Below are 11,792 nucleotides of genomic sequence, written 5' to 3'. Positions count from 1 at the left end.
AAGGAGTGAACAAAAGTTGCTGGTCGAGGCCCTTGCGCATTTCTGCCGCGGCTTGCGCGGCTACGCCACGCACGCATCGATGGCCGTGCCCAGCTTGTCGACGATTTCATCGACGTGGCTGGCGTCGATGATGTAGGGCGGCGCCACCAGGATGTGGTCGCCATGCAGGCCATCGATGGTGCCGCCCATGGGGTAGCACATCAGCCCGTTCTGCATGGCTTGCGCCTTGATGCGCGCATGCAGGCGGCGGGCAGGGTCGAAAGGCTGTTTGCTGGCGCGGTCCTGCACCAGTTCCAGTCCCAGGAACAGGCCGCGGCCGCGGATGTCGCCCACGTGCGCATGGCCATCGAAACGCGCAAGCAGCCGCTCTTGCAGCAAGCCGCCCATGGCGCGCACGTTGAGCAGCAAATCGCGTTCCTCGATCTGCCGCTGCACGGCAAGGGCGGCGGCGCAGGCCGTGGCGTGGCCGATATACGTGTGGCCATGCTGGAAGAATCCCGTGCCGGCGCGGATGGTGTCGCGGATGTCCTTGGAGACCATCACGGCGCCGATGGGCTGGTAGCCGGCGCCCAGGCCCTTGGCGATGCAGATCAGGTCTGCCGTGATGCCTTCCTGCTCGCAGGCGAACAGGCTGCCCGTGCGGCCCATGCCGCACATGACTTCGTCGAGGATCAGCAGGATGCCATGGCGCTGGCAAATGTCGCGCATGCGCTGGAAGTAGCCGGCGACGGCGGGCAGGGCGCCGGCCGTGGCGCCGACGACGGGTTCGGCGATGAAGGCCATGACCTTGTCCGCGCCCAGCTCGGCGATAGTGTCTTCCAGTTCCTGACCCAGGCGCGCCACGTAGTCGCCGTCCGTTTCATGGGCTGGCTGGTCGCGCCAGGCGTAGCAGGGCGACACGTGCGTCACGTCGATCAGCAGCGGTTCGAATTGCTGGCGGCGCCAGGCGTTGCCGCCCGTGGCCAGTGCGCCCAGTGTGTTGCCGTGGTAACTCTGGCGGCGCGCGATGACGTGGCGGCGCTGCGGCTGGCCCCGTTCCACGAAATACTGGCGCGCCATCTTGAGCGCGCTTTCCACCGCTTCCGAACCGCCCGAGACGAAATACACGCTGTCGATGCCGTCCGGCGCACGGGCGACGAGGAAATCGGCCAGCTGCTCCATCGGCTCGGTGGTGAAAAACGAGCTGTGCGCGTACGCCATCCTGGCAACCTGCTGCTGCACTGCCGCGATCACGGCCGCATCCGCATGGCCGAGGCAGGAGACGGCCGCGCCGCCGCAGGCGTCCAGGTAGCGCTTGCCGTCGGCATCGATCAGGTAAGGGCCATCGCCGCCCGTGGCGACGGGATAGCTGGCGGTCAAGCTGCGGTGGAAGACATGGCTCATGGCATCGCTTTCTTATCGGCAAGGGGAAGACCGATTATAGAAGGCGTTGCGCCATTTAACAACGTTTGATGTATTTGTTTTTAATTTACATCATTTGGTGTTTTTGCGTAGGCGCCCAGCGCCCGCAGCTGGCTTTCCGCCGCGCCGATGGCGGTGACGGCATCGGGCCCCGCGCGCGCCACCAGCAGTTCCACCAGGCTTTCGACGGCCGCGACGCCGGCCACGATGGAGGGGAAGAACGAGGGGCTGTCGACGGCGATGACGATGCTGGCATCGGCTTGCAGGGCCAGCGGCGACAGGGGGCTGTCGCTGATGGCGACCACCTGGCAACCAGCCCGGCGCGCCGTCTGCGCCACCAGCAGCGCTTCGCTGGAATAGGGCGCGAAGCTGACGACGACGACGGCTTCGTCTGCCTGCAGGGCGCGCAAGTCCATTTCCAGGGTGCCGCCCTGGCCGCTCAGCAGCTGCACGCTGGGGCGCAGCAATCGGTACAGGTAGTGCAGGGTGTAGGCGATGGGGTGGGCGGCGCGAAAGCCGGCCACATGCACGCGGGGTGCCACCTGCAGCAGGTTGGCGGCCGCGTCCAGGGCGGCGTGGTTGGCACTTTCCGTGGCGGCCAGGTTGCGCTGCTGCACCGTGAACACTTCGGTGACCAGGTTCCCGTCCTTGCCGGCCAGCGCATCTGCCTTTGCCGCATAGCCGGCCGGTGCGGTGCGCAGGCGCTCGACGAAGATGGCTTTCAGTTCCGGCCAGCCGGCAAAGCCCAGCTGTTGCGCCAGGCGCACGAGGGCGGCCGACTGCACCTGCGCGCGCGCGGCGATGCTGCGCATCGATGAGACGGCCACTTCGTCCGGATGGTCGGCCAGGTAGCGGGCGCCGGCCTGGAATTGCGGGCTCAGTTCCGCATGGCGGGCCTTGATCAGGTCCATCAGTGCCGCATAGGAGTCGTGGGGTGTCGCTGCCTGCATCGCCGTGCCTCATGTGATCGGTTGCGGCGATGGTACAGGATTCGTCAGCGCGCCGGTAGCGGCAAGCCTTGCGCCAGTGCGGCCGTGCGCGGGCGCAGGCGTGCAAACAGGTGCGGCCCGGCCGGTTTGCGGCGCGGTCCCGTCGTCAGCACGCGCAGGGCGGTGGGCAGCGGCACGTCGTGGCAGTGCAAAAACAGGGCGGCGGCGCCCGTGCCGGCCATTTCCTGCAAGGCCAGCGCATGCTCGACCAGCGCCGCCGTGCGCATGTCGAGCCGCACCGGGATGTCGGGTTGAAATAACTGTGTGTCGACGTGCCGTGCATTGCGCATGCTGTCCCCGCCGGGTTCGCTAGTCAAGCTGCCAGCATAAAAGCCCCCGGCGGCGCCATTTTGCGTTAAATCAATTCCACTGTCGGATAGATTCCGCAAAGCAAAAAAACGCCAACCGTTGCCGGCTGGCGCTGAAAACCCTCAAGGAAGAAAGAATATGTATTTCAATGACGTTTCGACGCCTGACAAAACCATCGCCGGCCGCAAAGCGCGCCGCGCGGCCGGTTTGGTCAGGTGTTATTGCCGGTGCTAAAAACGTCCAGGGCGAGGCGCGGCAACAACGCCCTGGGCGTTTTTAGTAGCTCCAGCGTACCGACAGGCCGACAACCTTGTCATAGCGCCGCACATCGCGCACATACTCGGGCGTGTCGTGGTAGTCGCGGTAGGTCGAGTCGAGCAGGTTGTTCGCGTCCAAAGTCACCGTGGTGTTCGGGTTGAGCTTGTACGAGACCGAAGCGTCCAGGGTCTTGGTTGGCGCGACGGTCAGGTGGATGCCCTTGCCGCGGTAGTTGTAGTCGTCGACGTACTTGTCGCGCCAGCTGTAGGCCAGGCGCGCCGACCACGGTCCCTGTTCGTACAGGCCGACGATATTGGCCGACCATTTCGACATGCCCGTGAACGGATGCGCGCTGCCATTCAATTCTTCCAGCTCGCCCGTCATGTAGGTGGCGTTCGCCTGCAGGCCGAGGCCGCTCATCCAGCCTGGCAGCTTGTCGTAGAACTGCTGGTAAGCCATTTCCACGCCTTGCAGATGGCCCTTCGAGGTGTTGCGCGGACGCGTGATGTCGTACTCGATGCCGCCATACGTTTCCTTGGCCGAACCGGACAGGATGTAATTCTTGAAGTTGTGGCGGAACACGGTGGCCGTGACGGAACCCGTTTGCGCGAAATACCATTCCAGCGCCACGTCGAGGTTCTTGCCTTCCACGGGTTTGAGGTCGGGATTGCCGCCGTTGCCCGTCGGGCGCACCATCTCCAGGCTCTGGCCCAGAGTCACGCCGGGGTTGAAGTCGGCGAAGTTCGGGCGCTGCACGGCCTTGCCTGCCGTCATGCGGGCGATCAGGTCCTGGCGCAGCATGGCTTTCAGGGTCATGCTGGGCAGCACGTCCGTATCCGAAGTCTTCACGCGTACGGGCGTGATGATGCCGTTTTGCGAGGAATTGCCTTGCAAGTCCTGCTTGGTCTGCACCACGCGCACGCCCAGGGTGCCATCGACCGGTACTTGCGCCAGGTCAAAGCCGATGCGCGCCTTGCCGTAGACGGCATTGGTTTTTTCCACATCCTTGAAGTGGGTCATCGGATCGTCCGGGCTGCGCTCGCTGCTGCCCGTAAACAGCTGGCGCAAGGTATCCGTGTTGTTGAGCATGAAGTCGCGGCATGGCGTGAGCCAGCTTTGCAGGCCGAAATTGCCCGTGTTCTTGTGCGAAGTGCAGGCCAGGCCGGGCAGGGCGTCGGCAGTCATGATCGACGTCAGTCCGCCTTGCACGTTCTTTTCGCGTATGGATTCCGCCTTGCGCTTGGCCAGGCGCACGCCGCCCGAGAATTCGCGGAAGAAGCCCGTGCTGTCCATGTCGTAGGTCACGTCGCCGCGCCAGTCGGTCGAGCTGCCTTCGTCGTGGCTGTGATTGTCGTAGAAGCCGAGCAGGGTGTAGTTCTTCGGATCCGTCATGTTGTAGCCGGGGTAGCTGATCTGCGCGCCGCCGTTGACGTTGGTGCTGCCGATCACGCTGGTCGGATGGGCGAGGAAGTCGAGGATGGGAAATTCGCGCTCGAAGTTGCTGACCGTGCGCGCCAGTTCCGTGGTGGCGCGCAGCTGCGGCGTGATGTCCCAGCGCGCGCCGATGGCGCCTTGCGAACCGATCGAGCGGTCGCGCCGCGCCTGGGTCGAGCCCAGCGTGAACGGCGACCATGGGCCGTCGATCTTGCCCACCGTGGACGCCTGATTGGTGCCGGGGATCAGGGTGATGTCCGGGTTCTGGCCCCACGGCAGTGAACCGACGAAGAACTGGCTGTCGAACGCATGCTTGATCAGGGTCGACATGCCTTCCGCATACACTTCCACCTGCGAGTTCGGGCGCCACTGGAAGGCGGCATTCGCCGCATAGCGCTTGCGGTCGCCCACGGTCGGGATCATGCCGACGGAATCGGGACCCGTGATATTGCCCGCTTCGGGGCGCTTGACGGGTTCGGCATTCCAGATCGTCTCGTCATAGTATTTGCCGCGCTGGTAGGACAGGCCGAGCAGTGCGCCGAACTCGCCGTATGGGGTCTTCCAGCGGTTCGAGACCATGCCGCTGACGTTCGGGTCCGTCGAGCCGGATTTGTCGCGGTGCTCGGCGCGCACGTTGCCCGATGCCGTAAAGCCCTTGAAGTCGAAGGGGCGGTTGGTGCGCACGTCGATCACGCCGGCCGTGCCGCCTTCGACCATGTCGGCGCCCTGCGATTTGTACACGTCCACGCGCTGCAGCATGGCCGTCGGGATGTCGGCCAGGTACAGGCTGCGGCCCACTGAGGTGAACATTTCGCGGCCATTGAGCAAGGTCACCACGCCGGGCAAGCCGCGGATGATGACGGTACCCGCTTCGCCGCCTTCGCGGCGGATCTGCACGCCCGTCACGCGGCCGAGGATTTCGGCCACGTTCTTGTCGGGGAATTTGCCGATTTCATCGGCGACGATGGAATCGACCACCTGGTCGTTGTTTTTCTTGATCGTCTGTGCGCTTTGCGCCGCGCGACGCACGCCGGTGACGGCGACGACGGCGATGCCGGCATTGTCGGCCGCCGGTGCTGCTGCCGGTGCCGTTTCCTCCACTGGCGTGTCCACGGCGGGCGCCTGTTGCGCCCAGACGGAAGCGCTGCTCAGCAGGCCGGCGCCGGCCAGGGCGGCCACCGTGGCCTTCAAGGTCAACCGTGTGTTTTGTCGGGACGTGCGGGTGCCCGTTGCCATCAATTGCTTCATCTTGTCTCCACCTGTATTTTAGTTATGTTGAGAACGCTGCGGCAGTCGCCGCCAGAGCTGGAACTTGCTCAGAAACATGGTAGGTGGGAATGACTTTGCCCCACAAATGACTTCTTTTGCGATGTCAATACCAATTCCGGTATCCCTGCTGCATTCATGCGCCCTGGCGGCCGCCGCGCGTTGTCGAAGCTGGCGCCTGCGCGTTGCGGGCGCTCCACAGGAAGTGTCAGGCGGCGCAGGGCGCGGTGGTTTGCGCCAGCCAGGCCATGAAGTGCGCCTGCGGCATGGGGCGGGCAAAGTAATACCCTTGCAATTCATCGCAGCCGGCATGACGCAGCACGTCGGCATCGGCCGCGCTTTCCACGCCTTCGGCGGTGACCGTCAGACCCAGGGTATGGCCAAGGCCGATGATGGTTTTCGTCACCGCCAGATTCTGCGGCGAACCGTGGATGTCCTGCACGAAGCTCATGTCGATTTTCAGCTTGTCGAGCGGGAAGCGGCACAGATAGTTCAGGCTCGAATAGCCGGTGCCAAAATCGTCGATCGACAGCGCAAACCCCAGTGCCTTGATGGCGTGCAGGGTGGCGATGGTGTCGTCGACGTTGTCCATCAGGATGGACTCGGTCAGCTCGAATTCGATCTGTCCCGGCGTGACGGGAAATTCGCGCAGCACTTCGCGCAAGGTGGCCACCAGGCCGCCGCTTTTCAACTGGATGGCCGACAGGTTGATCGACACGGCGATGTCGCCCGCGCCCGCTTCGCGCCAGGCCACTTGCTGGCGGCACGCCTCGCGGATGACCCACGCGCCGATGGAGACGATCAGGCCCGATTCCTCGGCGGCGGGGATGAAGCTGTCGGGCGCGATCAGGCCGTGCTGCGGATGCTGCCAGCGGATCAGGCTTTCCACGCCATTCAGGCGGCTGCTTTTCGCATCGATGCGCGGCTGGTAGTACAGCACCAGTTCCTGCCGTTCGATGGCGTGACGCAGATCGCTTTCCAGGTGCAGCTGCTGCAACTGCTGCTCCTGCATCTGCGGCGTGAACATGCGCGCGTGATCGCGTCCGCCGCTCTTGGCCTGATACATGGCCGCATCGGCGTGGCGCATCAGGGTATCCATGTCGCCGCCGTGGTCCGGATAGATGGCCACGCCCACGCTGCACGAGACATACAGCTCGTTGCCTTCCACCTGGTGCGGCTGGCGCATGGCCGGTATCAGCCGCGTGTCAAGCAGGGCGGCGATGGATGCGGCGTCGCCGATGCCATTGAGGATGACGACGAATTCATCGCCGCCCAGGCGGCTGACGGTATCGCCTTCGCGCACCAGCTGCAGCAGGCGCGCCGACACCGATTGCAGCAGCGCGTCGCCCACGTGGTGGCCCAGCGCATCGTTGACGTGCTTGAAGCGGTCCAGGTCGACGAACAGCACGCCCACCTTTTCGCCGCTGCGGCGCGCCTGCGCGATGGCTGCCGCCAGGCGCAGGTTCGACACGTGGCGGTTCGCCAGTCCCGTCAGCGCGTCGTGGTGGGCCATGTGCTCGATCTGCCGCTCGCTGGCCTTGCGTTCGCTGATATCGAGCGAACTGGCGATGAAATGCGTGGTGACGCCATCGAGGTCGCGCACGGCGTTCATCACCAGCCAGGCGGGATAGCTTTCCAGCGACTTGCGCTGCACCCGGATCTCGCCCTGCCAGTAGCCGCGCCGCGCCAGGGTCCGGCGCAGGCTGTCGAGCTGCTCGGGACTGTTGTCGGGGGCGAGCAAAAAGGCCGGGCGCTTGCCGATCAGCTCCACCATGTCGTACAGCGAATGGCGGCGGAAGGCCTGGTTGACGGTGATGATGCGCATGCCGGCGTCCATCACGATCAGGCTTTCGGCGGACGCCTCGAAGACCTTGGCCCACAGTTCCAGGCGCGACTCCATCAGCTTCATCTTGTTGATCGGCGTGAAGGTCGACAGCACGGCGCGCTGGCCCTGGTAGTCGATCAGGCGCGCGGAAATCAGGGCCCACGTTGGCGTGCCGCTGCCGCTCCAGCACACCTCGAATTCATCGACGGCGCCCAGGTCGCTCAAGCGCTGGAAGAAGCGCGAACGGGCTTGCGGACTCATGCCGCCCACCCACGGGTCCAGTTCCAGGCCGCCCTGCCACGCGTGCGCGGCCTGGTTCGCGTGCAGCACCTGGTGATGGGGGATCGAGGTGACCATCAGCGGGATGGGAATGGCGTCGACCAGCTGGCGCTGCGCATCGGCCGCGCTGGCGCTGGCCACCAGTTCCTGCTGCGCCATGCGCTGGAAATCGAGCTGCTGCAGCATGGTATTGAAGGCGCTGACCAGGCGCCCCGTTTCGTCTTCGCTGTCCCAGATGGCGCGCAGGCTATGGTCGCCCGTTTCGCGCACTTCCTGCGCCACGCGCGCCAGGCGGCGGATGGGCAGGGCGATCTGGCGCGCGACGAAAAACACCAGGCCCAATATCATTACCAGCAGCAGCACGGCCGTGCCCAGGTGCAGCCACATGCGCGTAAAGAAGCCGTCCACGCGCAGCTGGATCAGGCGGTGCAATTCGCCTTCCGCTTCGCGCCAGGCATGCAGCAGGGCCGCAGAGGCGGATGCATCGTGGCGCAGCAGCGCGGCGCTGCCAGCGGCAAGGGACGGCGCGCCGGCCAGCGCCTGGGTGCTGGCGCGAAACTGCGCCACGGCTTGCTGCATGGCCGCGCGCGAGCCGTCCAGGTGCTGGCGCAGCAGCGGCGTGCTGGCCGCGAACGCCTCCGTGTAGTCGCTGCCGATGCCGCCCATGGTGGCGTCCATGCGCCCTTCCAGGATCAGGAACTGGGTTTGCAGGCGCTGGCGCTGCGCGCCTTCGGCCGTCGCCAGTTGCAGGGCCAGGGCGCGCGTGCTGTTGATCACTTCCAGCAGTTCCGGAAAGCGCAGGATCACCAGCGACATGGTGTAGTAGCTGTCCAGGTCCGGGTCGAGGATCAGGTTCGACTGGTTGCCCACGCGCGTGAGCAGTGCGCGTCCTGCAACGAAGGCGGGCGAGGGCGCGATGCCGTCGTCCGGCGCAAAGGTCGTACTGCCGGACTGGCGCAGCAGGGCGGAAAATTCCCTGCTCAATTCCGCGCTGCGCATATCGCTGCCGAACTGGCGCTCGGCCAGTTCGATGGCAGCTGCCGATCCGGCTGCATCGGCTTGCGCGCGTGCCAGGGGCAGCAGCGCATCGCGGATCGCGGCGATGTAGTCGTTGCCCGCCATCTCCTTGCGCGAGAAATCGATGGCGATGTATTTTTCGTTGATGAGGATGCCGGAAATGAAGATGACGGCGGACAGGTCGAGCAAATAGATCAGCGCCAGTTTGCGCCCCACCGTCAATTTCCCGATCATGCGCGAGATTCTGCCCACCATGCGTGCCCCACCTTCTTGTCAGCCCATTTATGTTTTCTTATGAGCAATTTCCATGCCTGAATTTACAAGCTTGCAAGGAGGCTTTTGCACCATGCGGGTGCGCGCAGGGAGGCGGCGCGCGCGCATAAAAAAGGGCGGCCCGCAGGCCGCCCTTGTGCGCGATGATACTGCGCTTATGCTTCGGCGACGCGCTTGGCGATGTGCGCCAGCGCTTCTTCCACCTGGTCGATCAGGATCAGGCACAGATCGCCTTCGTTCAAGCGCGCCAGGGCCTTGTCGATGGCGACGAATTCGCCGTTGATTTCATCGATATGGCTGGTGCGCTTGGCGCCGTTCAAACCCTGGCGCAGCAGCGCCACGACTTCGCCGTCTGCGCGGCCGCGCTGGCATTGATCCTGGTACAGCAGCACATCGTCGAAGGCGGCGCCGAGGATTTCCGTCTGCTGGCGGATGTCTTCGTCGCGGCGGTCGCCGGCGCCGCTGATGACCACCGAGCGGCGCTTGGCCGGCATGCTTTCCACGGCTTGCACCAGCGCCAGGATGGCGTCCGGATTGTGGCCGTAGTCGGCGATCAGCGTGGCTCCACGATAATCGAAGACGTTGAAGCGGCCCGGCGCATTGTCGGCTTCATTGGCAAAGGTTTTCAGGCCCAGCGCGATGGTTTTCCAGTCCAGGCCCACGGCCCAGGCGGCGGCCAGCGACGCCATGACGTTGTCGACCTGGAACCCGATGGCGCCGTTGCGCGTGATCGGCACCTGCGACAGGGCGATTTCGTGGCGTTCCTTGCCCTGCGCCGCGACCAGCTTGCCGTCTTCCACGTACACCACGCGGTTGCCCTGTGCGCGGTGCGTGGCCATCACTGGATGCGTCTTGTCGGCGGCGAAGAAGGTCACCGTGCCGCTGCAATTCTTGGCCATGCGCGCCACGGCGGGGTCGGTGGCGTTCAAGACTGCCACGCCGCTGTCGGCCACGTTCTGCACGATCACGCGCTTCAGGACCGCCAGGTCTTCCACGGTGGTGATGTAGTTCAGGCCCAGGTGGTCGCCGGCGCCGATGTTGGTCACCACGGCGACCTGGCAACGGTCGAAGGCCAGGCCTTCGCGCAGCATGCCGCCGCGCGCCGTTTCGAACACGGCCGCGTCCACGTCCGGGTGCAGCAGCACGTTGCGCGCGCTGCGCGGGCCGCTGCAGTCGCCGCTGTCGATCTGGCGCCCTTCGATGTACACGCCATCCGTATTCGTCATGCCCGTGCGCAGGCCCGAAGCCGTCAGCAGGTGGGCGATCAGGCGCACGGTGGTGGTCTTGCCGTTGGTGCCCGTGACGGCGACCACGGGAATGCGGCCATCGTCGCCTTCGGCGAACATGGCGGCGATGATGGCTTCGCCCACGGGACGCGGCTTGCCGAACGACGGCGCCAGGTGCATGCGCAGGCCCGGTGCGGCGTTCACTTCCACGATGCCGGCGTTCTGCTCTTCCAGCGGTTTCAGAATACTTTCGGAGACGACGTCCACGCCGCAGATGTCCAGGCCCACCATGTGCGCGGCCGCGACGGCGCGCGCCGCCACTTCCGGATGCACGTCGACGGTGACGTCGGTGGCCGAGCCGCCCGTCGACAGGTTGGCGTTATTGCGCAAGATCACGCGCTGGCCTACGGGCGGCACGGATTCGGCCACATAGCCCTGCTTGGCCAGGCTGGCCAGGGCGATGTCGTCGAAGCGGATTTTCGTCAGCGAGGTGGCGTGGCCGCTGCCGCGGCGCGGATCCAGGTTGACCTGGTCGACCAGTTCGCGCACCGTGTGCTGGCCGTCGCCCACCACTTGCGGCGGGTCGCGGCGGGCGGCGGCCACCATCTTGTTGCCGATGACGAGCAAACGGAAATCATGGCCCGGCAGATAGCGCTCGACGAGGATATCGTCGCGGAATTCCTGCGCCGCGAGGAAGCCGGCCGTCAGTTGTTCGCGCGTAGTGACATTGACGGTCACGCCCTTGCCCTGGTTGCCATCCTTCGGCTTGACGACGACGGGCAGGCCGATCTCGCAGGCGGCGGCCCAGGCATCGTCCGCGTCGACGGCGACACGCCCGTGCGGCACCGGCACGCCGGCCGAGTCCAGCAGCTTCTTGGTCAGTTCCTTGTCTTGCGCGATGGCTTCGGCAATCGCGCTGGTGCCGTCCATTTCGGCGGCCTGGATCTTGCGCTGCTTGCTGCCCCAGCCGAACGTCACCAGGCTGCCTTCGGTCAGGCGGCGGAACGGGATGTTGCGGGCCACGGCGGCGTTGACGATGGCGCCTGTCGATGGGCCCAGGCGCACGTCTTCATCGAGTTCCTGCAACTGGTGCAGCGCGCCGGCCAGGTCGAACGGCGCATCGTCGAGCGCGGCCTGGCACAGCTGCTGCGCCAGTTCCAGCGCCAGGCGGCCGACGGCTTCTTCCGAGTATTCGACGACGACCTGGAAGATGCCCGTTTCCAGGGTCGGCGTAGTGCGGCTGAAGGTGACGGGGCAGCCGGCTTGCGCCTGCAGGCCCAGCGCCGCCAGTTCCAGCACCTGCGCCATCGGCGCCGCGTTGTAATTGCCCAGCGGTTGCAGCGGGCTCAGTTGCGGAAAGCGCGCGCGCAGGCGGGCTTCGAAGCCGGGCAGCTGGGCGATGTCGAGTTCCTGCGTGGTGCAGGAAACAATGGCTTCCACGGCGGTGTCGTGGCTCCAGAGGTTAGGGCCTCGCAAGGCCCGTACGCGAGATACTTCCATAATTAAACCGTAATC

The 11,792-nt window shown here is 65.5% G+C and carries 6 protein-coding genes; all 6 read right to left on the bottom strand.

Going from position 1 to position 11,792, the window contains the following annotated elements:
- Positions 1-60: 60 nt before the first annotated feature.
- Positions 61-1,383 carry an aspartate aminotransferase family protein gene (locus CSQ92_RS14110; RefSeq protein WP_099394394.1) on the bottom strand — a complete coding sequence of 441 codons (1,323 nt, stop codon included), beginning with the start codon at positions 1,381-1,383 and terminating at the stop codon, positions 61-63.
- Between the two features lie 80 nt (positions 1,384-1,463).
- Positions 1,464-2,351 carry a MurR/RpiR family transcriptional regulator gene (locus CSQ92_RS14105; protein ID WP_099394393.1) on the bottom strand — a complete coding sequence of 296 codons (888 nt, stop codon included), beginning with the start codon at positions 2,349-2,351 and terminating at the stop codon, positions 1,464-1,466.
- 44 nt (positions 2,352-2,395) lie between these two features.
- The gene (locus CSQ92_RS14100; RefSeq protein WP_070281185.1) at positions 2,396-2,680 is read right to left on the bottom strand and encodes a hypothetical protein; all 285 of its coding nucleotides are present in this window, start codon (positions 2,678-2,680) and stop codon (positions 2,396-2,398) included.
- A gap of 295 nt (positions 2,681-2,975) precedes the next feature.
- Positions 2,976-5,639, bottom strand: a complete 2,664-nt coding sequence (locus CSQ92_RS14095) for a TonB-dependent receptor (protein ID WP_257219213.1) — start codon at positions 5,637-5,639, stop codon at positions 2,976-2,978.
- A 226-nt stretch (positions 5,640-5,865) separates the two neighbouring features.
- Complete coding sequence (locus CSQ92_RS14090; protein WP_257219212.1) at positions 5,866-9,012, bottom strand: EAL domain-containing protein; 3,147 nt, start codon at positions 9,010-9,012, stop codon at positions 5,866-5,868.
- Between the two features lie 194 nt (positions 9,013-9,206).
- A complete protein-coding gene (gene cphA, locus CSQ92_RS14085) occupies positions 9,207-11,777 on the bottom strand; it encodes a cyanophycin synthetase (protein ID WP_070260335.1) in 2,571 nt (856 codons plus the stop codon).
- Positions 11,778-11,792: the final 15 nt, after the last annotated feature.

The sequence above is a fragment of the Janthinobacterium sp. BJB446 genome, from assembly GCF_002735655.1.
In the GTDB taxonomy this organism is placed as follows: domain Bacteria; phylum Pseudomonadota; class Gammaproteobacteria; order Burkholderiales; family Burkholderiaceae_D; genus Janthinobacterium; species Janthinobacterium lividum.
This window is presented reverse-complemented; position numbering and strand designations above follow the sequence as displayed.

Bases quoted from the DNA above. Each gene is read 5' to 3' on its own strand.
- CSQ92_RS14105 (WP_099394393.1), bottom strand. From the start codon at position 2,351: ATGCAGGCAGCGACACCCCACGACTCCTATGCGGCACTGATGGACCTG.
- CSQ92_RS14100 (WP_070281185.1), bottom strand. From the start codon at position 2,680: ATGCGCAATGCACGGCACGTCGACACACAGTTATTTCAACCCGACATC.
- CSQ92_RS14090 (WP_257219212.1), bottom strand. From the start codon at position 9,012: ATGATCGGGAAATTGACGGTGGGGCGCAAACTGGCGCTGATCTATTTG.
- cphA (WP_070260335.1), bottom strand. From the start codon at position 11,777: ATGGAAGTATCTCGCGTACGGGCCTTGCGAGGCCCTAACCTCTGGAGC.
- CSQ92_RS14095 (WP_257219213.1), bottom strand. From the start codon at position 5,639: ATGAAGCAATTGATGGCAACGGGCACCCGCACGTCCCGACAAAACACA.
- CSQ92_RS14110 (WP_099394394.1), bottom strand. From the start codon at position 1,383: ATGAGCCATGTCTTCCACCGCAGCTTGACCGCCAGCTATCCCGTCGCC.